We start from the raw sequence: 21377 nt of genomic DNA on the forward strand, positions 1-21377 counted from the left end.
GCCCGGGGGCGATGATGGTCCGTCGTGACCTTGGAACCTCTGCTGTCGAGTTTCGTGCCGATCTGGGCGCTGACCGCCGTCGGCTATCTGATCGGGCGCACCGGGCTGCTGGGGGAGCAGGCCGAGGCGGTGCTCGGCCGGTTCGTCTTCCACGTCGCGATGCCCGCCGCGCTGTTCACCATGCTGGCCGGGGCCCCGCTGGGGACCTTCGCCGACACCTCGATGCTGGCCTTCGCCGCCGGCACCCTGGTGGCCTCGCTGCTCGGCTGGGCCGCCGCCCGCTGGCTGTTCGACCGGCGGCCGGCCGACCGGGCGATCAGCTCGATGGCGGCCGGGTACGTGAACTCCGCCAACCTCGGCATCCCGGTCGCCGTCCAGGTGCTCGGTGACGCCTCGTTCATCGGGCCGGTGCTGCTCTTCCAGGTGCTGCTGGTGACGCCGGTGATCCTGACCGCGCTGGACCTCGCCACCAGCGGCGGGAGAACCGGCGACGGCCCGGGCCGCCCACGGCTCGGCCGTCTGCTGCGGATGCCGCTGCGCAACCCGGTCATCCTGGCCTCGGCACTCGGCGCCACCTGCTCGGCCCTCGGCTGGCAGCTGCCGACGGCGCTTGGGCACTCCTGCGCGCTGCTCGGCGGCGCCGGAGTCCCCACCGCACTGATCGCCCTCGGCCTCTCCCTGCACGGACGCCCGGCGACCACCGGCAGCTCCGGGCGCGCCGAGGTCGGCGTCACCGTGCTCACCAAGAACCTGATACAGCCGCTGGTCGCGCTGTCCGTCGGCCTGCTGCTGCAGTTGAGCGACCGTCAGCTGCTCGCGGTGGTGCTCTGCTCCGCGCTGCCCACCGCCCAGAACGTGTTCGTCTTCGCCCGCGAGTACGGCCTGAGCACTGCCCTGCCACGGAACTCGGTGCTCTGCTCGACCCTGCTGTCGATGCTCACCCTGTCGGCCATCGACTGGGCGCTGCTCCCGGCGGCCGGCCGGTGATCCGCCGGGCCAGCAGCGGGATGTCCACCGGCCGCGTGGTGTCGACGCGGTGCACCGGCCCGAGGCCGAGCGGTTCGGCGGCCCGGCTCCACTCCTCCCACCGCTCGTCGGCGTCCACCTGCTCGTCGAGGTGCACGGGGTGCCGCCCGGCGGCCCGCTCGGCGTAGCGCCGACGCAGGACCGCCAACGGCGCGTCGCACCAGACCTCCTGGACCTGCCGCACCCCGGCCCTGGCCAGCCCGGCCACCGCGAACCGACGGGTACCGGCCAGCCACGGGCTCTCCAGCACGGCACCGCCGGGCGCGTACGCCAGCAGCGTCCACAGCGTCTCGGCGGCGGCGCGGCCGAGGGCGGTGCTCCACTCGCGGGCGTCGTGCGTGGGAGCCACGCCGAGGTTGTCGGCCAGGGTCTCCTTGATCGAGTCCTTGCTGAACAGCGGCAGCCCCAACTCACCCGCCAGCGAGCGGGCGAGAGTGGACTTCCCGGCCGCCGGAAGGCCGTTCACCAGTACGGTCACCATGCGCCGATCGTAGACCGACGGTGCCCCGTGGAGTCGCTCCTGTCGATCAAGGAGTGAGCGCCGCGCGCACGGCGGCGGCGACGGACCGGTCGGTCAGCAGGTCATTGTGCTTGAGGCAGCCGGTCTCCAGGTTGGTGGCCCCGGCGAGGGCGGTGCTGGCGGTGGGGGCGATCTGTTCGTCACAGGAGGAGCGGACGGTGGTGTAGCGGGTGGTGCCCGGGGTCTCGTCGCCCTGGTTGAGGTGGCTGACCACATAGGAGTTGGGCGTCATGTCCCGGCAGCCCTGGTCCCAGAGCGCGCAGAGGTAGCCGAGCGTGGTGCCGTGATTGGGGCCTGCCAGCGAGACCCAGTTGGCCACCGTCCGGCTGCCGTCTCCGTACCTGACGTACCAGCGGGTCGGCAGGCTGCCCAGGCTGTGGGCGACCAGGTCGACCTGCGCGGCCCCGGTCTGCTGCCGCACCTGCTCCACGTACGAGGCGAGTTGGCCGGCCAGCACCTCGTTGGTGGACCGGCCGGTGTCGTACGACCAGGTGAACAGGCGGTCGGCGGGGAAGCCGTGGTCCCGGAAGTCGGCGGTCATCGTGCCCCAGACGCCGGGGCCCGCATTGCGCCCGTGCACGAAGATCACCGGATTCGCCGCGGATCCGGCCGCCTGCGCGGGGGCGGCCGGACCGGCCGCTGCCAAGGCTGACAGCAGGGCCACGGCGACAGGAAGGATGCGACGGTGCATGGGCCAACTCCCGGGTGCTCGGCGGTGGGTGGAGCGGAGCATCCGGAATCCTCCCCAGCCGCGACGGGGCCGGAACGTGGGACACCCGAGCGGGCAGTGCCTTTACTCCTACGGCGGGCCGGCCGAATTCTCCGTCGGCCGGGACTTGTGGCGCCGGATGGGCATGACAGATGATCATGCTGCTCGGAGAAGATCCATCACGAGGGGGAGCACGTTGTCCACGCACGCGGAACGACAGAGTGACGACAGGTCAGCAGGCAACGACGACGCGGTGAAGCGGCCCGGCCGACGGGCCCTGCTCGCCGGGTTCACCGGCGCGGGTGCCATCGCGGGCAGCCTGGCGCTGGGCGGGGGGAGCGCGGCGGCGGCGGTCGCGGCGACGGGGGTCGACAGCTATGTGGTGAACGTCCTGGCGAAGGGCGCCGACCCGACCGGGCGGACGGCCAGCGACACGGCGTTCCGGGCGGCGGCGGCCGAGCTGCTGGCCGGGGAGCAGGTGAGCCCGGTGGGCGGGCCGACGCCGACCAAGGTGCTGCTGATCCCGCCGGGCAACTACCTGCTGACGCAGCCGGATTCGCTGCTGCCGAACGTCAGCGGCGAGACCGCGAAGAAGGTCGTCGACGGCATCACGATCGTCGGGTACGGCAAGCGGCTGTCCCGGATCACGTACGCGCCGACGGTCCAGGACACCGTGCTGTGGACCAACGACCAGCGGTACCGCAACATCCGGATCAGCGGGCTGACCTTCGACAGCCTGGACGAGACCGCGACCTTCAACATCGCCAGGTCCTCGACGACGTACGGCGTCCAGGACACCTGGTACACGGACGTCGAGTGGCGCGGCACCTGGAAGGTCGGCATCGGTCTGGACGGACCGACCGCCGCCAACCTGAACAGCGAGATGGGCTGGGACCACTGCCAGATCAGCGGCTCCTACGCCGACGCCTTCCTGGTGATGGGCATGACGCCCTCGATCTCGCAGCAGGACCAGTTCCTGAACTACTGGTTCCGGGACTGCAAGGTCGAGTTCAAGTCCGGCATCTTCGTCCGGAACGAGCGCGGCGGGTCGATGAACTTCATCGGCGGCTCCTACATCCTCACGGACGCGGCCTCGACCGGGACCATCTTCAAGCTCGGCGCGGAGGCCAACTCCCGGGCCGACTCGGTGATGCGGCTGTTCGTCCAGGGCATCCGATTCGAGCTGCGCGGCGTCGGGCACAAGCTGATCGACTCGGCCTGGTACAAGGGCACGATCACCTTCGTCTCCTGTGACGACACCGCCAACTCGTACCAGCCGTGGGCGCCGACCGCGGTCACCCACGTGTACCGCTTCGACACCGTCAACCCGTCGCGCGGGCCGATGGTGCGCTACCAGGACTGCATCCTGATGGGCTCGCACCAGGTGACCGCGCCGACCGCGATGACCATGGGCAAGCTGCTGTACGACGGCTGTCGCTTCATCAACATGACGGCGGGCACCGGGGATTCGGGCTTCCTCCGGTGGACGGGCGTCACGCCGTGGTACGAGTTCCGGGACTGCCTGCTGAAGAGCGGCCGCCAGGCCGACGTCAAGGCGCCGTAGCCGTACGGGTCGCAGCCCCGTCTCCCGCTCGCGCTAGGCTCGCCGGATGGACATGATCGACATTCCGTTCGGCACCACCGACTGGTCGCAGGTCGCGGCCACCGAGCACCAGGGGGAGACGGGGCTCGCCACCTGGCGGACCAGGGAGTTCGGGGCCGTCCGGGTCCGGATGGTGGAGTACAGCCCGGGCTACCTGGCCGACCACTGGTGCGACCGGGGGCACATCCTGCTGGTCCTGGAAGGCTCGCTCACCACCGAGTTGGGCAACGGCGAGGTGGTCACGCTCACGGCGGGCAGCAGCTACCAGGTCGGCGACGACACCCAGCCGCACCGCTCCAGCACGGTGGAGGGCGCCCGCCTGTTCGTGGTCGACTGATACCGCTGGTGCGAACCTACGGAAGCGGCGGCCGGAGCGCGGGTCGGTTTGGTGGACTCCTGCGATGGTCGGGCTTTCTGACGCACCGTTAGCATCCGGAATCGGGTGTCGCCGGGCGGCTCGCCGCGCCGCGGTTCGAGGCGCGGCCCGCACCTCGGCCTGGCGGAGTGAGGGCGATGGCAGACGGACGTACGGTGGCGGGCAGCGGAGTGTGGCCGGTCCTGGCGGCCGCGGTGCTCTGGGGGACGGTGGGCCCCGCGCAGGTGCTGGCGGACACGGGCGTGGCGCCGGTCGCGCTGGGGGCCTGCCGGATGCTGCTCGGCGGCGCGGTGCTGGCGCTGTTCACCGTACGGCGGACCGGACTTCGGACGCTCTGGCGGCCGGGCGTACGCGGCGCGATGGTGCTCGGCGTGCTGGTGACCGCCGCCTTCCAGGTGTGCTTCCTGGAGGCGGTCGACCGCTCCGGGGCGGCCGTGGCCACGGCGGCGGCGTTCGGTACCGTCCCGGTGGTGGCGGGCCTGGCGGCCCGCCGGTCGACCGGGGAGCCGCTCGGTGCCCGCTGGGCCGGTGGCACCGCCTGCGCGGTGGCCGGGATCGCGCTGCTGCTCCTGCCGGGCCGGACGGACCGGGCCTCGCTGGCGGGCGTGCTGCTCGCGGTCGGCGCCGGCGCCAGCTTCGCCGGCTACATCGCCGTCACCGGCCGACTCGCGGAGCGGGGCGCGGACACCGCGGCGGCGGCGCCGATGAGCGTACTGTGCGCGGGAGTTGTGGTCTCGCCCGGACTGCTGGCGGCGCCGCAGGGGATCGTCGAACCGGACAGCCTGCTGCTGATCGGCTGGCTCGCGCTGGGGACCACCGCCCTCGGCTACCTGCTCTTCACCCGGGGGGTCGGCCGGCTGAGCGCCGCCACCGTCGGCACTCTGAGCCTCACCGAACCGCTGGTCGCGACGCTGCTCGGGCTGGCCCTGTTGGGTGAGCGGCTCGGGGTGGCGGGCGGCTGCGGGGCCGCGCTGCTGCTGGGCGGGCTGGTGCTGGTCTCCTGGCCGGACCGCCGGGTCGCTGCGGTCGGTTGATCGTGCCGCCCGCCCCCGTCGGATGGAACCGGCAGTGGCCCGGACGCCGTCTCCGGTGCAGTAGGACCGAGCGGCATCCGACCACGGGGGGATTACGGCATGCCCGATCAGGACGACCTCGCCCGAGGTGAGGAACTCGCCCGCAGGGGCATGCAGTTGGCCGACGCGGGTGACCAGCACGGCGCCCTTCCGCTGATGCGCGACGCCGTGCAGTGCGTCCGACCGCTCGCGGCGGTGGACCCGGCGGCGGAGATCCGGCTCGCCGTGTTCCTGCACGACCTCGGACTGGTCCTCGCCTGGCTCGGCCGCCCGGCCGAAGCGGTCACCCCGATCGCCGAGGCCGTCGCCGTCTACCGCAGACGGCTCGCGACCGGGGCCGACCCTGCCACGATCCGCTTCCTGCTGGCGAGTTCGCTCGACTCCCTGGGCACCCGGCTGGCCGCACTCGGCCACCACCGGGAGTCGCTCCGGGCCACCGAGGAGTCCGTGGCGCACTACCGGAAGTCGGCCACCGCCAACAGGACCCTGCCCGTGCTGGAGCTGGCCCGGGCCCTGAACAACCTCAGCATCCGCTACGCCGACGTCGAGCAGCACCAGGAGGCGCTCGCCGCCAGCCGCGAATCCGTCGACCTGCTCCGCCGAGTGCCCGTGACGGACCGTCACCACCTGTCGAGCCTCGCCCACGCCACCACCAACCTCGCCCTGCGACTCGCCAAACTCGAGCAGCACGCCGAGGTGCCCGCCGTCATCGACGAGGCCATGAAGCTGATCCGCCGCCTGCCCGAGCCGCATCCGCGCAGTCAACTGGCCGCCCTCGCCGAGTCCTTGACCTGGCTCGCCTGGTACCTCCGGACGGAGGGCCGCGTCCTCCGGGCCCGCTCGGCCCGCCGCGCCGCCGCAGCCCTCCGGCGTCGGCTGGCCACTGAAAGGTGAGCCGGGTCGTCGGCGCGGTGAAGAGCTGCGCGCGGCCACGAAATCTGCTTGCCGAGGCGCGGGCGGGCCTGTCACGGTGCGGGTTTCCGCAACTTCGGCGAGGTTTCCCATGACGATCTACTTCTACGGCGCCGACGAAGTCCCGTACGGGTGCTTCTCGAACTTCTCCGATCATGGCTTCGACCTCGACGGGGTCTGGTGGCCGACCTCGGAGCACTACTTCCAGGCGCAGAAGTTCACGGGCACCCGCCACGCGGATCTCGTCCGGCGTGCGCGCGCGCCGCTGCGGGCAGCGGAGCTGGGCCGGGACGCGTCCAAACCCCTGCGGCGGGACTGGGAGCGGGTGAAGGACGACGTGATGCGCCGTGCGGTGGCGGCCAAGTTCCACGCGCACGGCGATATCCGTGCCGTTCTGCTGTCCACCGGCGACGAGGAGATCGTCGAGGACACGGGCGCCGATCACTACTGGGGCCGAGGCAGGACCGGGACCGGCAAGAACATGCTCGGGCGGATCCTGGTACGCACCCGCAGCCAGTTGCGCGCCCAACTCACCAGCTAGCGCTCCTGGTAGGAGGTCATCGCCTCGTTCACCCGGGCGGAGAAGAACAGCGGGCCGATCGCGTCGGCCCAGGCCATCCCCTCCGGCGTGAGCAGCAGCAACTCCTCGCCACCGGTGGCGAGCCAGCCCCGTTCGGCGAGCGCGGCGAACTCGGCGGGGAAGTCGGCCTGCGGACGGGTGCCGAACCGGCGGCGGTAGACGTCGGTGCGCAGCCCGGTCGACTCCAGCAGCGCCTGCAGGACGAACATCCGGCGGCGCTCGTCGTGGTCCATCCGGAACGCCCACTGGGCGCGCCGGAACTCCTCGGTGGGGGTGGCGATGTAGTCGTCGATGATCCGGCGCACCTCCGGCACGGCGACCGCGTAGTCGGTGGTGTAGTGCAGGTCGGTGGTGAACGAGCGGGCGCCGACGCCGAGTCCGACCATGCCGGCCTGCTGGTTGTACTCGCTGATCCCGGCATGGTCGGAGAGCTCCACGGCAGCGGTACCGATCCGCTGGAACACCCGCATCGAGGTCTGCCGATAGCCGGCCGCGAGCAGGTGGTCGCGGCCGTAGCGGTAGAGCCGCAGGCGCTGTTCGTCCCAGAGCTTCCCGTCCTTGTCGTGACGGGCCATCAGGCCGGTCAACGGGCGGACGTACAGCGGGTAGAGGTAGATCTCCTCCGGCTCCCAGCTCAGCGCGGCGTCCAGCGAGACCCGGAAGGACTGCTCGGTCTGGCCGTCGATGCCGTAGATCAGGTCGATGTTGAGGATCGGGAAGGCCGACTCCTTCAGCCGGGACAGCGCCTCGTCCACCTCCTGGCGCTTCTGCGGCCGGACGGCGGCCCTGGCCTCCTCGTCGATGAAGCTCTGCACGCCGATGCTCAGCCGGGTGGCCCCGCGCTCGGCCAGTACGGCCAGCCGGTCGGCGGTGGCGGTGGCCGGCGAGGTCTCCACCGACCAGGGCAGCACCTTGAGATCGGCGCCCATCACGTGCTCGCAGATGTCGCAGAGCCGGGCGAGTTCGTCGGCGGTGAGGTAAGTGGGGGTGCCGCCGCCGAAGGCCGCCAGGGTGAAGCGGACCGGATCGCCCTTCGCCTCCAACGCCTCCCGGGTGGCGGTGGCCTGCCGCTCCAGGGTGCCGAGGAAGGCCCGGGTCACGTCCTCGGGAGCGCCGGTGCGGGTGAAGAGGTTGCAGAAGCCGCAGCGCATCTCGCAGAACGGGATGTGCACGTACAGCGAGAGCGCGTCCAGCCGCTCCTTCGCCCAGACGTCCCGCAGCAGCGGTCGGTCCGTCAGCAGCCGGTACGCCTTCTGGTGCGGGTAGGCGTACACGTACTGCTTGTACGGGGTGGCCGGTTCCTCCGGCACGGATGCGGACAGCTGGACGGGCACTGGTGCGGCCATGGACCGGCGTCTCCTCTTGTCGTGGGACAGGGCGTGCGGAACTGTCGATCGCGCCTGCCACTCAAGGTATTGACGATGCGTCAGTTGTGTTCATGGGGTGAACATCAGAAGCGGGGGGTCATCGGGGCGGCGCAGTTGGAAGGTTCCGGGCCTTGTGGCCCCGGTGGCCTGCTGTTATCGCCCGGTCCAGGACTTGGAGTTGTGCTCGCAGGTGGGGTAACTCTGGTGCGCATGAAGCGACTTCTGATCGCCGCCGGCGGTGGCGGCGACGCCATCGCGACCTCGATGGTGCACGCCGCGCTGTACGGCGCGGACACCCCCGCCCTGGTGCTGACCTACGCCTGGGAGCGGCTGGTGGTCGATCCCGTCCCCGGCCCCCGGCGGCCCGCCGACTTCACCGGTACCGTCGCGGCCGGGCCGGGGCTGTGGCTGGTCACGTCGCAGTCCGCGCCCAGGGCACCGGCGGGTTCGCTGCTGCCCCGCCTGGCTGGCGAACTCCGGCCGGAGCTGGGCCTGTTGGACCCGTACGAGGGCGCGGTCGGCCTGGCCCGGCAGATCCGGGCAGCGGCGCTCCACTGCGGCGCGGACCGGGTGGACGTGGTCGACGTGGGCGGTGACGTGGTCGCCGACGGCACCGAACCGACGCTGCGCAGCCCGCTCGGGGACGCGCTCGCGCTGGCCGCCTGCGCGGCGGCGGGGTTGCCGACCACCGTGCACGTGGCCGGGCCGGGGTTGGACTCCGAGGTGCCGGAGGGTGTGCTGCTGCCCCGGTTGGGCGCTCCGGCCTTTGCCTTGACGAGTTGTCATGCTCTCGCTGTCGACCGGGTCTTCGACTGGCATCCGTCCGAGGCGAGCGCGTTGCTGGTGGCGGCGGCGCGCGGAGTACGCGGAGTCTGCGGCACGCGCGACGCACCGCAGCCGGTGCTGCTGGGCCCGGCGAGCGCCGAGGTCTACTCGCTGTCGCTGGCCCGCGCCCTCGAACTCAACCCACTGGCCCGGGCGTTGGCGGGCACCACCGACCTGGCGCAGGCGGAGGCGGCCAGTACGGCGGTCTGCGGCTTCTCCGAGATCGCCCGCGAACGGGCCAGGGCGCTGACCCCGGAGCCGCCCGCCGCCCGGCCCGCCGGTGGCGACCCGGCAGAGCGCTTCGGCACCTGGGCGGCCCGCACGGCGGCCATGGGCATCGAGTACGTCACCACCCGCCGGATCACCGAGGAACTCGCCCTGACCGCGGGCGAATCCGTCCTGCTCCAGGCCCACCTGCGGTCGGCCGGTCGGCAGGTGGCCCCGCTCTGGCGGTTGGGGAGCGCGTAGGTTCCGTCCGGCGGTACCGAGAGCGGCCGCCGTGGCGTCCGGCGCAACTGGTACCTGGTCGAAGCGCGTCCGGATATGTGGCGACGTCAGAAGCCGTTGCCCACAGTGGCCGTACGAGAAGCGTGTGGCCGGGAGGATCAGGAGCCGCTCCATGTCGGACGAGATCACCGTGCACCCCGCCCCCTGGCCACCTGCCCCGATCAGGACCGAGCGCCTCGTGCTCCGCGAGCCCGAGGTCCGGGACCGTGCGGCGTTCATCGAGCTGCTGGCCTCGCCGGCGGTGAACACCTACCTCGGTGGCCCCCGGCCGCAGGACGAGATCGAGCGCGCGATACCCGGGCCGCCCCGCCGGCGCCCCGGCCTCTTCACCGTCGATCTCGACGGAGCGATGATCGGCCAGATCATGCTCTACAAGGAGACGGGGCACGTTCGTCGGGCTGCCGGGTCCGTCGAGCTCGGCTACCTGTTCCTGCCGGAGGCGTGGGGACGCGGGTACGCCGCCGAGGCGTGTGGAGCGGCACTGGAGTGGTTCGCGGGGGCGGTCCCAGGCGAGCCGGTGGTGCTCGTGACCCAGACCGCCAACGTCCGCTCGATGCGCCTCGCGGCGAAGCTGGGGTTCATCGAGGTGGAGCGGTTCGAGGCCTACGGCGCTGAGCAGTGGTTCGGCGCGCGGTCCGCAGGGCCGGGGCGGGACTGATCAGCGTCCTGGCCAGCCTCTTCGACCCCGGTAGGAAATCCACCGGCGCCGGACGACCCGGCGGCGGTACTGTCCACCCACACCAGCTTCGGAGGACGCCATGGCATCCGCACCCCCTGCTTCACGGCCCCGCTGGGACGATCTGCCTGCCGCTGTCCGGGCGGCCGTGCAGAGCCGACAGGGAGCCGCGCCGGTCGGCATCGACTACCCGAGTGGTGGCTTCACCCCGGGGATCGCGGCCCGGGTCGACTTCACGGACGGCAGCAGGGTGTTCGTGAAAGGCATCGCGCTGAACGACCGCACGGCCCGCCACTACGAGGCGGAAGCTGCAGTTGGGCCCTACCTGCCACCGTCAGTGGCCCCCGAGCTGTTGTGGTCGATCCGGGCAGGGGGCTGGCTGCTGAACGCGTACGAGGACATTGCCGGCACCATCCCCGATCTCTCACCGACCTCGCCGGACCTGACGCCGGCCCTGTCGGTTATCGGGCTGCTGCGGGACGAACTGACGCCGTGTCCGGCGCCGGGGATCCCGCCGGTGAGCACCATCCTGGCCGAACTCACCGGCGGCTGGGCCACCCTCGCCGACAAGCACCCCGAGGCGCTGGACCCGTGGGAGCGACGCCACTTGGCCGCACTCCTGTCCAGCGACGACAGCGACCTCCTCACACAGACCTCCGCCGGGGCGACCCTGCTGCACTGCGACCTGCGGCCGGACAACCTGCTCATCGGCGGACACCGGGTGCGGGTCATCGACTGGTCCTGGGCCACCCGAGGTGCCGCCTGGGTGGACGCCGCCTTCCTCGTGCCGCAGCTGATCCTCGCCGGGCACACCCCTGAGCAAGCAGAGGACGCGCTCGCCGCCCACGTACCGGCGTGGAAGGCGGCGCCCCCGGCCGCGCTGACCTCCTTCGCGATCGCCGTCACCGGGTACTGGCGGCGCCACCACGTGAACGGCCCCGGCGGCGCGCTGGGCGACTACCGCCGCCGCGCCGCCGAAGCCGGACAGCACTGGATCACCCACCGCACGGGCTGGGCATAGAGCCCTGGCACGCTTCCAACCTGGTCGGCCGGTGCCGGCCGGAGAGGTACCGGCACCGTGACCGGACGGCTTGCGCCCGCTGAGTACTACGCGTTGCTGCCACATCGCCGGGCCGGCGTCGGGTTACTGATGCGCCGCGGGGACGGCCGGGTCCTGTGCGGGCTGGCTAGTCGCCATTGAACAGAAGCACGTGGTGAGGCTTGCTCTGCATCTGCTCTGTCAGGGCGAGCAGCTCGCGTGCCGCTTCGGCCTCACCTGTTGGGGCTTCCTGAGCCAGTCGGATCAGTTCGGGGATGAGCAAGCGGAGTTGGAGCCGGTTAAAGACCGTGTTGTCCTCTGGATCGACATGGCCCAGGCCTGGTAGCCCTAGGTTGTGTGCCCGGAGGCAGAGGGCGTTGATCGAGGGGTGGCTGCAGATGGCCAAGGTCTCGCCCGTGTAGGTCCGCAGGTGCACGCTGATTGGCATAGCCGGACTTTAGGGCTCTCCCCTTGGCCGCCGCGCCGGGGTTCACCGGACATCTCGGCATGTCTCGTCCGCGCGGGGGCTCGGACAGGTGAGGGCCTCTTCGACCAGTGCTCGGAGTTCTTGGTCATCGAGGATCATCGGGTATCCGCCGTCCGCCGACAGGCGGCGGTCCGACTGCTGAACCGTCAGCAGCGCGGCCCGGGTGGTGTGGCTGATCTCGCCGATGCGGATCAGGGCTTCGAGCGCATGCCGAAACGTCCTGAAGCCGTCGCCGCCGTCCGCGATCGGCAGCACGAACTCTTCCAGGACCTGCCTGCTCGGTTCGGCCCGGCCCGTGATCGACCAGAGCGTGATTGCCGCACCGAGGCGTGGCCAGCCGGTGTTGTTCTCCATGACGAGCCGGACGCGGTCCCCGTAGGGTGCCGCCGCCAGGCCGAAATCGTTCAAGGCGCCGATCGGCCCGCCCCAGGGATCTTCCGTCGTCATGACCGCGTCGCCGAAGAACCGCAGCGCCGCCTCGCGTTCCGTGCTGATGTGGGCGGCCAGCTGAGCCAAGTGACCATCGTTGTATGGGGATTCCAGCAGCTGGACGGTAGCCAGGGCCGGCTCGGCAGACGCGGCGGCCGGACCCATCGCCTGAAGCACCCCGATCACACTGTTCGAGGTCCAGGTGTCCGCGAGCAGCGGCAGGAGGTCGGGCAGAGCCGGTAGGGCGTCCTCGCCCCAGGACTGCAGTACCTCGAGGAACGCCCGGGTCGCACCGCCTCGTACTCCACCCTGCCGGATCGCCTCGCGTATGGCGGGCAGCAGGACGTCAGCGTGCGCCCGCAGGGGGGTCAGCACGTCCTTCGCATCCGGGCGTCTCGGATCGCCGATGACGTAGCCGCGCCACTGCTCCTCCCGTACGCGGAGCTGGTCAACCAGGCCGGGCAGCGCCCGCGGGTCGCCGATGCGGGTCAGTGCCCAGCGGGCGAATTCCCCGACCGTCCCGTCGAGTCCTTCGAGTGGGCCCTCGCTTTCTTCGGCACTGTCGTCGTCGAGGAGTTCGGCGAGCTGGTCGGCGTACGGGGCCGACACCGGGCCGAGTGCGGCGAGGATGTTCGCCGCCCGCAGCCGAACGGTCCCGTCAGGAAAGCCCAGCAAGCCGCCCGCCAGCGGCAGCAGCACAGCCTCCACCGACCGCCGCTCGGTCAGGAAGCGCCACGCCAGGTCCAGCGCCGCCCGGCACAGCGCGGCATCCCCGGTGCGCTGCGCGGACTCGGTCAGCCGGACGGCGAAGGAGAGTTCGGCGTCCGGGTCGTGCGCCAGGAGCCACCCTGTCGTCAGGATCAGCTCCTCACGGGTCCAGGCACATTCGTAGGCCGGGGTGTACCAGACCTCCTCGAAGCGCGGGCGCAGTTGGAGATCGGAGAACACCTCGCTCAAACGGTCCAACTGCCGGACGAGCAGTCCCGGGTCGAGTTTCGCCGAGGCATGCACAGCCGCCACCCACAGGATCGGATCGTCGCCGTCCAGTACAGCACCCAGCACCGCACGCGCCGCCACGGTCGCATCGGTCTCGGGGCCCGCCGCCACGGCGTCGCCGAGTGCGAGCAGCAGCGCGGGACGTACCGTCGGGTCGGTCTCCACACGCCATCGCTCCAGAAGCAGCAGGGGCCGATCACTGGCGAGCAGGATCGCCGCCCGCCGCACCATCGGTTCCGGATCCGCGAGTAGGGCCAAGGCTCCCGTCCAGTCCTCGCCGTCCAGGGCCGGCGCCCGCATGTCCGCCAGCAACTGGATCAGGGTGGTCCGCGCACCCATGGCCGGGTCTGTGGCGAGCGCGATGATGAACGGCAAGGCGGCCGCCGCGGCCGACGGCGTGCGGTCCTCCTCGATCGTGGCGAGACAGTAGAGCCGACTGCAGTCCTCCTCCGTCGCCTTCGCTCCCGCGAGGGCGAGCTGACGAAGCGTCAGGCGCACGTTGTCCGCCGGTTCGCCGAGGCGGTCCTTCCCCAGCTCGTCCCACGCCACCGCGTCCAGCGCCGCCAGCGAAATTCCCGTCACCGTCATCCCATCCACCACCACGTCGTCCTGCTCGTCACCGGTCGTCATCGTCCAGGAAGCCGGCCGTCCTGTCGCTCGAAATTCGCTCCACCTGATGCACGAGGCACAGCTCAGCCCGGAGAGCCCGGCGAGGCATGCCATGGCTGCCCGGTGCCGCCGCTGCCGAGACCGGGGCACCGCATGTGGGCGCCGGTGCGGGCGAGGGCTGGGTACAGGCCTCGCCGTTGCCATCCCGTCACGCTGCTCCAGCAACTGATGACCGCTCGACTCAACGCTCTTGGCCCTCGAACGTCGGCGTTACCACTCGGCGCACCCCACTGATTGGGCGTCGGCGAATTCCGCCACCTGATTGCCTCTCAGCTCCCTCTGGCACCGTGAGGTTAGGCTGCTGTTTCCAATAGGCGGAGGAGAGCAGCATGCCGCGTGGGACCCACCTGAACGATGCCCTCCCGCTCTTGCGTCGAGAGGTGGAGAGCGGGCCGTCGCCGGTTGCCGAGTTGACCGCCCAGGATGCCTGGTTGGCCTTCCTGCGCTTCGGGCGTCAGCGCTTTGACACAGCAGTCACGCCGGGGTCTGACGGGTTGCTCTTTCAATACGGCACGTACGCCTTCAGCGGGCCACCGATGTTCACAGTCGACTTCACCCGACAGTTCGACATCAACGATGACGACGGCGAGCACTGCCACTACGTTCAGGTCCACTGCGAGCTCCGGTACCCGCCGGATCCGGCTCTTCGGGACCTGGGAAGCTTCAACTCCTGGTTCTTCCACGACACCGGCGAGGAACTCGAACAGTGGGCCGAGGAACTGGGTGGCCGCCTGGATCCGCTCCGCAACCGGAGGCCTGCCGGGATCCATCTCTACGAAGGACCGGTATAGGCGGCTCCGAAGGTGGTTCTTCCTCATCTGGCAGCCGTGGCAGTTGAGTTGGTCGAGCGGACGGCTGCCGGGGTGAGGTTCCCCTGCCCGCGTGGCGGCCACTGCGGCGGTGTGTCGTCCCGGGTGCATGGCTGATACGTGCGGCGGCTGGCCGATGCCGCGATCGGCGGAGCTCGGGCGGTGATCGAGTTGATGGTGCGCCGGTTCCGCTGCGAGAACTCGGCCTGCCCTGCTGTCACGTTCGTCGAGCAGGTCAGCGGGCTGACGACGCCTCATGCCCGGCGCCCGCTTGGCTGCCGCGCTGGGCATCACGCCGCCATCCCGGTCGTCCCGCACGCCCCGGTGAACCCGCCCGGCAGGAGTTCGAGTACCAGCGTCACGGCACCGCGTCCCTCGCCGCCGCCGAGCGCATCTTGGAACGCCTCCAGGTCACTCGCGAGACCGTGCTGGAGCCGGCGGCCGAGGATGGTGCCCCGCTGCCGCGACGTCCTCGCCGCCTTCGAGCAGGCCGGGCGAGGCTTGCGGGCCAGGGATGTCTGTCAGGCCCTCGGCATCGGCCTGGAACCACGGCACACCGAGGGCACCGCAGTGCTGTGGTCGATGACGATGCTCATCAGCCGCCGGCCGGCCCGGTGGCGAGCGTGAACCGTCCCGGGGTGGGTTCGGGCCTTCGCCCGTGAAGGCCCGGACCCACGGTCGAGGGCGTCATACAGCATGCGATGCCCACGTGGCGTCCCGGCTCTCCCCGGACACATATGCGCCGAATACAGAGGTGTCGAGATCCTTGAGGGACTCCAGTACCAGAGTGGCAATCGCAAAGCGAGGATCGCAGCGATCAGCGGCCTCGGGAACGGCGACGACCGTCATCTGGGCTGACACGCCGGCGAGGACGCCGTTGAGCGAGTCCTCGATCACAATGCATTCGTCGGGTGACGCGCCGAGGGCGGCGGCTGCGCGGAGATAGGCGCCCGGGTGGGGTTTGCCGTGTTCGTCGTCTTCGGCGGAAAACACGGCATCGAAAGATCGGTCAAGGCCGGTGCTCGCGAGCGCAGCCCGAATCACCGACTCCGGCGAAGATGACACGACGGCCATCGCCCTCGATGCACGCGCGCACGCCGCGACGGCGTGTTCGGCGCCGGGTTTCAGCGCCACTCCCTCCAGCCCACGGCACACGGCGGCCACGATCTGCTGCTCGACGTCGTCGGGGTCGGCTTGAATGGTGGCCCGGTCGAACCAGTAGGCCACCATGTCCCTTTGCCGCAGCCCGCGCGTCGCCGCCTGCATCTCCGTTGTGAGGTGCAGGCCAAGCGGACCGAACACTTCACGCTTTGCCGCGTCCCAGATCGGCTCGGAGTCGATCAAAAGGCCGTCCAGGTCGAAGAGGACAATCGGTTGCATCGGTTGCTCTTTCGTTGGCGATCACGCGAGGACGAGACCGAGTCGCTGCCCCGCCGTGCATGAGCAGATGGCGCTGTGGTCGATGACGATACCCATGAGCCGCCGGCCGGCCCGGCGGCGAGCGTGAACCGTCCCGGGGTGGGCTCGCCGGCCCAGCCCCGGTCGGCCGGCCGCTTCATCTTCGACCGAACGGCGGATACTCAGCTACGGAGGGTGGGCGGCATCAGGCGATGCCCGCACCGCCCTCGAGCTGGCCCGCAGCCGCTATGCGGCCGGTGGCTCCAGTGGTGGGCGGGAGTCCGAGGTGAGCTCGGGGGCGTAGAGGGTGGCCAGCGGTTCGGGTCCCGCGTAGCGGCGGCAGGTGCACTGGGCAGCCGTCGCGCCCTTTGTCGTCCCCTCGCCGTCGCTGCCTCCGGTGCCTTTGCGCTTGACCTCCGCATAGCAGCGCCCGTCGTGGAGGTCGTGGTAGGCCAGGTGGTGGCCGCAACCGCAGACGGGCTCGGGACCCCGCAAGGCCTTCTCCTGCGCCCCGCGACGCTCGTTGCGCATGCGCCGGACCCGGTCCAGTGTTCCGTTGACGGCGTAGCCGCCCGCCATGAGCACCACCGCGATACTGATCGCGTCCACGTTCCCCCGATTCCCGGCTTCCCTCCGCGGCGAGCCGTCCGGAACGAGGATCCTACGGAAGCGGACGCGCCCGCCAGCTGTTTGGACGCGCATGCGAAACATTCCGAGCGTTTCGCACCACCTTCGTAGAGAGGCGGGCGTGGGGTCGTGGTCAGGCGGACGTCGGCTGGACGGACGGTTGGGGCTGGCATCCGTTACTCGTCGGACAGAACCTCGCCAACGCGCTGCCGGGCGATCAGCCACTCGTGCCAGGCCGTCTCCGCTTCGGCGAGCTCAGCGGGTACCCGGTCCGCCATCTCCCGAAGCGACTGGTGTACCGCGGCATCCTCACCGTACCCGGCCTGTTCGCCCTGCCCCAGCCGACGTCGCCGGCACCCGACACCGGCTCAAACGGAAACTGATGACCCATCACAGAACACCCTGCTCAAACACATATCGTTGCCGTAGAAGGCTGATCACCACTACGGTCGCCATCGAAGGTTGGGTCACCAACGTGGAATGGCGGGGGCGCAGTGCTCGATACGCTGGTGACAACTGCGGCCGGGGCTCTCTCCGCCACGGTGGGCGTCGTGGTCGGGGGCATCGTCACGCGGCGTGCGCAGGACCGGCAGTGGCTCCGCGGCCAGCAACTGGCCGCCTACCAGGAGCTGTTCAGCCACTACGCGAAGTTCACGATGGAGATCGGGCGGGCGCATGCCGACCGTCGAGGCTGGGATCACGACTGGGGGGAGTGGAGTGCGGTCCTGATACGCGTGAGCCTGGTAGCCCCCAACGATGTGGCGACAGCCATTGACGAGTTCGGCCACGCCGTCGATGGCTTCCTGGAGCAAGTAGCAAGGCAGACCGATCCACTGACGAATCCGTTGAGCCCGGAGGAGTTCCGCGCGGCCAAACAAGAACCGGCCCAGGCACAGATACGACTCGTCAACGCCATCCGACGGTCGCTGGGCAACGATCGCCGACTGCCCTTCCAAATCGGCGGGTGAACCCTGAGCCAAGGCGTCCTGCCCGGCCAACGCAATCTGCTGGCCGAAACGGCCATAAACTCACAGACCGCCCTCTCAGTGGGCGTTTTGGCATCCATCGTTCGGTATTCGGCTCTTGTCCTTGTCCTACTTCACGGTATTTGCCAGGTAGGTCGGGACTGGGGTCAAGCGGCCGATGAGGACAGCTGCCCGTCTCATCCGCTTCTGCGTCTGGAAGTCCGTCTGGTTTGAAGAAGTCATAGAACCGCCTAAGTAGCAGCGGAATCTGATCCTCCGCCACGTTCCTGCTGACGCTGTGCCGTGAGCCAGCGGAAGCCGTATCCCAGCGACCTGTCCGACGCCCGATGGGCCCTGATCGAGCCGAAACTGACAGCCTGGAGGAAGGCCCGGCTCGACCGCAGGCCTACCGGCAAGCCGGCCAAGGTCGAACTGCGCGACGTGTCCAACGCGATCCTCTACGTCAACCGCACGGGAATCCCCTGGAAGTACCTTCCGCATGACTTCCCGAACCACGGCACCGTCTACGCCTACTGCGCAGCCTGGCGCGACGAGGGAATCTTCGCCCAGCTCAACTACGACCTGACCGGACTGGCCCGCGTGAAGGAGGGACGCAACCCCGAACCGACAGCATCCGTGATCGACACCCAGAGCGTGAAGACCTCCACCAACGTGCCTCTGAGCAGCCAGGGGACGGACGCCGCGAAGAAAATCGTCGGCCGGAAGCGCGGCATCCTCACCGACACCATCGGCCTGGTCCTCGCCGTGACCGTCACCGCCGCGAGCCTGTCCGAGAACGCCCTGGGAATCCAACTCCTCAACCAGGTAAAGAAGACCTACCCGAGCATCTCCAAGAGCTGGGTCGACACCGGCTTCAAGAACGCCGTGATCGAGCACGGAGCCAGCCTAGGAATCGACGTCGAAGTCGTCCACCGGAAATCCGATGTCCGCAGCTTCCACGTCGTCAAAAGGCGCTGGGTGGTCGAACGAAGCCTGGGGTGGATCATGTTGCGCCGCCGTCTCGCTCGCGACTACGAGACCCTACCGGCCAGCTCCGAAGCCATGATCCACATCGCCTCGATCGACAACCTCGCCAAGCGCATAACGGACGAGAGCACACCAACCTGGCGAGGCACTTACTAGGGCATAAAGGGCAATCCGCCTAAATCAAACGCCCTCTGAGACCGCTTGTGACCTGGCTGCCCGGCCTTGCCGCGGGTCGAAGGCTTCCGTGGTCGTGTCGACGAAAGCACAAAGTCGCTGCATGCTCTGCTGGCAGGCATGCGGGTTGAGGGCTGCCACGCCCCGGGCTTCGAGCCACTGGTCCCAGGCGCCGCCCAGGACGATGAACCGCGATGCGGACTCGGAGCCGAGCAGTCCATCGAGGTACAGGAGCGTCCCGAGGACGATGGGCTGGTCGTAGTCGAGGTCGGGACGCGACAAGTAGTGATCAAGGTAGGCGGCGAGCAGTTCGGCGTCCGCGGCAGTACCGAACTTCGCGAGGGCGACGCAGTACGCCGCGCCCGCATACGGCCCCCCGCTGGCCAGCAGAAGCCGGCCGATGTGGTCGCGAAACTCGGTCCGGTGGGCCACGGCGACCAGCCAGGCGGCGGTCTTGCGCTCGCGCCAGCCAGCCTCGAAGAGGATGCCGAGCTCCGCCGGGGTGATCTCGTGGGCAGTCTGAGCCAGATCCCGCACGAACGTGGAACGCTCGACCTCGCTCAGCCGGTGAAGACTCCCGCCCAACCGCAGGTATCGCCGATCAGGCGTGACGAACCGTCGAACCAGCTCCTGCAGCTCGGGATCGCTCCGGACATCACGCATAGCCGCATCCTGGCCTGGGACGGTACGCATGCGCCACAGGTTTGCCCACAGCCTCGGCGGAAGGTGCGCCAGAACCGAAGGCTCTTGACCTGCGCAGCCGGCTTACGCCGATCTACACGCACCCTGTGATGTTCGGGTGCGGTGTCAGCTCCGGATGGGCTCCGGGGTCCGCCAGGTCGATCAAGCCCCCACCCACACGCACTGGGCAGGGCAGGGCAACAGGAGGTAAGTCTGGCCGGCCGGTCCCAACCGCTGACCCAGCGCCTGTACCAACGCCTGTCCCAAACCCTGGGCAAACAGCGGGCCGCCGAGGCGGGCTGACGGGCCCCAGACAGCCTGGGCGCTGCGCTGGGCTTCTTCTTCGCGTCCGCCGGTGGCGGTCGCGCGGTGGTGGTGCGGGCCGGGGCGGCCGCTGGAGCGGGCGGGAAACCGGCCGACCGGGGACCAGGGCGCCCGGGTCCGCCTCGACGTCGCACTGCTCCTGGTCGTCCAGGAGTTCCTGGACCTGGCCGTCCTGCTCGGCCGGTCCGCCCCGGTCCCGGCCGCTGCTGCGCCCGGAATTTGGCTGGGTGGTTATGGACGGTTCCCATCTGATAGCCGGGCCCTTTCCACGGGTGGGGCTGATACCGGATCAGAGGCCGCCGTCGGTGAGCCGGATCGGCACGGTGAGAAGCAGGAGCAGGCCACGGCTGACTGGTGGTCTGCATGTGAGTGTCAGTGATCGAGCGTCATTTTGATGTCAGTGCGGCGTGGATGCTGAGCTGGAGTGACGCTCTGACGTTTCTTGCCGATCGCTGGTGGCACTCGTGACGAATGCCCATGTCAGCTTTATGCAGACCTACACCTCGCTGACGGTGGCCGGTGCGAGGATCTCAGAACGGCGACACGAGGAGATCGGCATGGGCACCTGGGGCATCGGCCCTTTCGAGGACGACACGGCGGCGGATTTCGCCGACACCCTCGACGAGACGGCCCTGGACGAACGCGAGAACCTCATCCGCAGCACACTGAACCGCACCGTCCAGGCCCAGGACTATCTCGACTTTTCCGAGGCCGTGGAGGCCGTCGCTGCCGCCGCCCTCATCGCAGCGCAATGCCCGGACGGCGAGCCGGTCACAACCAGCTTCGGCCCCGACGAGGCTCTGCCACTCCTCGCCACCGACCTTCGGACACTTGCCGCCGAGGCACTCGACCGAGTCCTCGCCGAGGAATCCGAGCTCGCCGAACTCTGGGACGACACCGACGACGGCCCACGATGGCGCCAGAGCATCAGTCGCCTCCGGGGAATCCTTGATCCCCGGACCAAGCCTCAAGAAGACTCGCTGTTCGAAATCTGACTTGCTGACTCAGCGTCACCGATCACAGAAGTTGAGCCAGAACCGAATCTCGTGAACAAAGCCAGCCGGAGATGGACTCCGCGCCAAGGGCGTCTGCCAGGCGCTCGGTCTCGGCACCGAGCCGCGGCGCACCCGAAGGCACCCGCGCGAAGCTGAAACGCCTGGTGACCCGCGGCATCCTCGCCGAAGCCGATCCCGGAGTGTTCAGACTGCTCCGGACGTGACAGGGCCAAGTCCAAGAAGAGAAGGCGCAGCCGTCGGCACTGCGTCCTCGGCCGTCGTCGCCTCGACGACGACAGCGTCACCCAGGCGTTCGGGTCTCGCAGGCACTGTCCAATATCTCGGCGACACGCCCAACGAAGCGCTTCATCAACTCGAACGGGACTGTTTGCTCGGGATCGAAGCGAACATAGGGCGGTTTCTCGACATCCGGGTCATGGGCCACCACGGCGACCATCATGGTGCCAGGCATGACGGCGTTCTCGTGCGGTGTCCCGGACCAGGAAGCCGGCGCTCGACGCCCCTCGCTCAGCTCGAAGATCCAAGCTTCCTCGGACTCCACATGCGCCCACTGGAAGTGGTAGGGCTCACCCTCGTCTTCCCAGACCTCTGATGCCATGCGA

The 21377-nt window shown here is 69.9% G+C and carries 22 protein-coding genes; 13 read left to right on the top strand and 9 right to left on the bottom strand.

All coding sequences use genetic code 11. The features are described 5' to 3' along the window. Window positions 1-24: 24 nt before the first annotated feature. Entirely contained in the window at window positions 25-987 is a 963-nt protein-coding gene (locus F4556_RS34765) for an AEC family transporter (protein ID WP_184923316.1), read from the top strand. On the opposite strand, the gene F4556_RS34770 is transcribed toward F4556_RS34765, so the two are convergent. Next, entirely contained in the window at window positions 938-1507 is a 570-nt protein-coding gene (locus F4556_RS34770; RefSeq protein ID WP_184923318.1) for a P-loop nucleotide/nucleoside kinase family protein, read from the bottom strand. The genes F4556_RS34765 and F4556_RS34770 overlap by 50 nt on opposite strands. 46 nt (window positions 1508-1553) lie before the next feature. After that, window positions 1554-2237, bottom strand: coding sequence for an esterase/lipase family protein (locus F4556_RS34775; RefSeq protein ID WP_184923320.1), 684 nt, complete (start codon window positions 2235-2237; stop codon window positions 1554-1556). Between the two features lie 214 nt (window positions 2238-2451). Here F4556_RS34775 and F4556_RS34780 point away from each other — a divergent pair, with 214 nt between their 5' ends. The 5 genes from F4556_RS34780 (at window position 2452) to ybiA (ending at window position 6760) form a co-directional block, all read left to right on the top strand. Then, window positions 2452-3819 carry a hypothetical protein gene (locus F4556_RS34780; RefSeq protein WP_246511174.1) on the top strand — a complete coding sequence of 456 codons (1368 nt, stop codon included), beginning with the start codon at window positions 2452-2454 and terminating at the stop codon, window positions 3817-3819. Between the two features lie 46 nt (window positions 3820-3865). After that, window positions 3866-4195, top strand: coding sequence for a DHCW motif cupin fold protein (locus F4556_RS34785; protein WP_184923322.1), 330 nt, complete (start codon window positions 3866-3868; stop codon window positions 4193-4195). A 176-nt stretch (window positions 4196-4371) separates the two neighbouring features. After that, window positions 4372-5268: a DMT family transporter gene (locus F4556_RS34790; RefSeq protein WP_184923324.1), complete on the top strand. Its 897-nt coding sequence runs from the start codon at window positions 4372-4374 to the stop codon at window positions 5266-5268. A 99-nt stretch (window positions 5269-5367) separates the two neighbouring features. Continuing rightward, window positions 5368-6201 (top strand): tetratricopeptide repeat protein, encoded by an 834-nt coding sequence (locus F4556_RS34795; protein WP_184923326.1) that lies wholly within the window; start codon window positions 5368-5370, stop codon window positions 6199-6201. Between the two features lie 109 nt (window positions 6202-6310). Then, window positions 6311-6760: a riboflavin biosynthesis intermediates N-glycosidase gene (ybiA, locus tag F4556_RS34800; RefSeq protein ID WP_184923328.1), complete on the top strand. Its 450-nt coding sequence runs from the start codon at window positions 6311-6313 to the stop codon at window positions 6758-6760. On the opposite strand, the gene F4556_RS34805 is transcribed toward ybiA, so the two are convergent. After that, window positions 6757-8145 carry an STM4012 family radical SAM protein gene (locus F4556_RS34805; RefSeq protein WP_184923331.1) on the bottom strand — a complete coding sequence of 463 codons (1389 nt, stop codon included), beginning with the start codon at window positions 8143-8145 and terminating at the stop codon, window positions 6757-6759. The two genes, ybiA and F4556_RS34805, sit on opposite strands and share 4 nt — an antisense overlap. Window positions 8146-8376: 231 nt before the next feature. On the opposite strand from F4556_RS34805, the gene F4556_RS34810 reads away from it, so the two are divergent. The 3 genes from F4556_RS34810 (at window position 8377) to F4556_RS34820 (ending at window position 11195) form a co-directional block, all read left to right on the top strand. Beyond that, window positions 8377-9459, top strand: coding sequence for a DUF1152 domain-containing protein (locus F4556_RS34810; protein ID WP_184923333.1), 1083 nt, complete (start codon window positions 8377-8379; stop codon window positions 9457-9459). Between the two features lie 151 nt (window positions 9460-9610). Further along, window positions 9611-10156, top strand: a complete 546-nt coding sequence (locus F4556_RS34815; protein WP_184923335.1) for a GNAT family N-acetyltransferase — start codon at window positions 9611-9613, stop codon at window positions 10154-10156. 100 nt (window positions 10157-10256) lie between these two features. Next, on the top strand, window positions 10257-11195 hold the full coding sequence (locus F4556_RS34820) for a phosphotransferase (RefSeq protein ID WP_184923337.1): 939 nt from the start codon (window positions 10257-10259) through the stop codon (window positions 11193-11195). Between the two features lie 166 nt (window positions 11196-11361). Here F4556_RS34820 and F4556_RS34825 read toward each other — a convergent pair whose 3' ends face one another. Next, window positions 11362-11661 carry a hypothetical protein gene (locus F4556_RS34825; RefSeq protein ID WP_184923339.1) on the bottom strand — a complete coding sequence of 100 codons (300 nt, stop codon included), beginning with the start codon at window positions 11659-11661 and terminating at the stop codon, window positions 11362-11364. A 42-nt stretch (window positions 11662-11703) separates the two neighbouring features. Further along, window positions 11704-13755, bottom strand: a complete 2052-nt coding sequence (locus F4556_RS34830; RefSeq protein ID WP_184923341.1) for a HEAT repeat domain-containing protein — start codon at window positions 13753-13755, stop codon at window positions 11704-11706. A 368-nt stretch (window positions 13756-14123) separates the two neighbouring features. On the opposite strand from F4556_RS34830, the gene F4556_RS34835 reads away from it, so the two are divergent. Next, window positions 14124-14585 carry a hypothetical protein gene (locus F4556_RS34835; protein WP_184923343.1) on the top strand — a complete coding sequence of 154 codons (462 nt, stop codon included), beginning with the start codon at window positions 14124-14126 and terminating at the stop codon, window positions 14583-14585. A gap of 705 nt (window positions 14586-15290) precedes the next feature. On the opposite strand, the gene F4556_RS34840 is transcribed toward F4556_RS34835, so the two are convergent. Continuing rightward, entirely contained in the window at window positions 15291-15983 is a 693-nt protein-coding gene (locus tag F4556_RS34840; RefSeq protein WP_184923345.1) for an HAD family hydrolase, read from the bottom strand. A gap of 264 nt (window positions 15984-16247) precedes the next feature. Beyond that, a complete protein-coding gene (locus F4556_RS34845; RefSeq protein WP_184923347.1) occupies window positions 16248-16610 on the bottom strand; it encodes a hypothetical protein in 363 nt (120 codons plus the stop codon). A gap of 512 nt (window positions 16611-17122) precedes the next feature. Here F4556_RS34845 and F4556_RS34850 point away from each other — a divergent pair. Then, a complete protein-coding gene (locus F4556_RS34850) occupies window positions 17123-17596 on the top strand; it encodes a hypothetical protein (protein ID WP_184923349.1) in 474 nt (157 codons plus the stop codon). A gap of 300 nt (window positions 17597-17896) precedes the next feature. Next, on the top strand, window positions 17897-18736 hold the full coding sequence (locus tag F4556_RS34855; protein WP_184923351.1) for an IS5 family transposase: 840 nt from the start codon (window positions 17897-17899) through the stop codon (window positions 18734-18736). Between the two features lie 24 nt (window positions 18737-18760). Here F4556_RS34855 and F4556_RS34860 read toward each other — a convergent pair whose 3' ends face one another. Continuing rightward, a complete protein-coding gene (locus F4556_RS34860; RefSeq protein WP_184923353.1) occupies window positions 18761-19417 on the bottom strand; it encodes a DUF6000 family protein in 657 nt (218 codons plus the stop codon). A 797-nt stretch (window positions 19418-20214) separates the two neighbouring features. Between F4556_RS34860 and F4556_RS34865 the strand changes: the two genes are divergently transcribed. Next, complete coding sequence (locus F4556_RS34865; RefSeq protein WP_313069049.1) at window positions 20215-20754, top strand: DUF4259 domain-containing protein; 540 nt, start codon at window positions 20215-20217, stop codon at window positions 20752-20754. Between the two features lie 301 nt (window positions 20755-21055). Here the strand turns inward: F4556_RS34865 and F4556_RS34870 are convergent, their stop codons facing one another. Further along, window positions 21056-21373 carry a hypothetical protein gene (locus tag F4556_RS34870; protein ID WP_184923355.1) on the bottom strand — a complete coding sequence of 106 codons (318 nt, stop codon included), beginning with the start codon at window positions 21371-21373 and terminating at the stop codon, window positions 21056-21058. Window positions 21374-21377: the final 4 nt, after the last annotated feature.

This window comes from Kitasatospora gansuensis, assembly GCF_014203705.1.
Taxonomy (GTDB): Bacteria; Actinomycetota; Actinomycetes; order Streptomycetales; family Streptomycetaceae; genus Kitasatospora; species Kitasatospora gansuensis.

Coding starts and splice junctions, on each gene's coding strand:
- F4556_RS34785 (WP_184923322.1), top strand. CDS start 3,866: ATGGACATGATCGACATTCCGTTCGGCACCACCGACTGGTCGCAGGTC.
- F4556_RS34840 (WP_184923345.1), bottom strand. CDS start 15,983: ATGCAACCGATTGTCCTCTTCGACCTGGACGGCCTTTTGATCGACTCC.
- F4556_RS34790 (WP_184923324.1), top strand. CDS start 4,372: ATGGCAGACGGACGTACGGTGGCGGGCAGCGGAGTGTGGCCGGTCCTG.
- F4556_RS34830 (WP_184923341.1), bottom strand. CDS start 13,755: ATGACGACCGGTGACGAGCAGGACGACGTGGTGGTGGATGGGATGACG.
- F4556_RS34820 (WP_184923337.1), top strand. CDS start 10,257: ATGGCATCCGCACCCCCTGCTTCACGGCCCCGCTGGGACGATCTGCCT.
- F4556_RS34775 (WP_184923320.1), bottom strand. CDS start 2,237: ATGCACCGTCGCATCCTTCCTGTCGCCGTGGCCCTGCTGTCAGCCTTG.
- F4556_RS34825 (WP_184923339.1), bottom strand. CDS start 11,661: ATGCCAATCAGCGTGCACCTGCGGACCTACACGGGCGAGACCTTGGCC.
- F4556_RS34835 (WP_184923343.1), top strand. CDS start 14,124: ATGCCGCGTGGGACCCACCTGAACGATGCCCTCCCGCTCTTGCGTCGA.
- F4556_RS34870 (WP_184923355.1), bottom strand. CDS start 21,373: ATGGCATCAGAGGTCTGGGAAGACGAGGGTGAGCCCTACCACTTCCAG.
- F4556_RS34810 (WP_184923333.1), top strand. CDS start 8,377: ATGAAGCGACTTCTGATCGCCGCCGGCGGTGGCGGCGACGCCATCGCG.
- F4556_RS34770 (WP_184923318.1), bottom strand. CDS start 1,507: ATGGTGACCGTACTGGTGAACGGCCTTCCGGCGGCCGGGAAGTCCACT.
- F4556_RS34815 (WP_184923335.1), top strand. CDS start 9,611: ATGTCGGACGAGATCACCGTGCACCCCGCCCCCTGGCCACCTGCCCCG.
- F4556_RS34860 (WP_184923353.1), bottom strand. CDS start 19,417: ATGCGTGATGTCCGGAGCGATCCCGAGCTGCAGGAGCTGGTTCGACGG.
- F4556_RS34795 (WP_184923326.1), top strand. CDS start 5,368: ATGCCCGATCAGGACGACCTCGCCCGAGGTGAGGAACTCGCCCGCAGG.
- ybiA (WP_184923328.1), top strand. CDS start 6,311: ATGACGATCTACTTCTACGGCGCCGACGAAGTCCCGTACGGGTGCTTC.
- F4556_RS34805 (WP_184923331.1), bottom strand. CDS start 8,145: ATGGCCGCACCAGTGCCCGTCCAGCTGTCCGCATCCGTGCCGGAGGAA.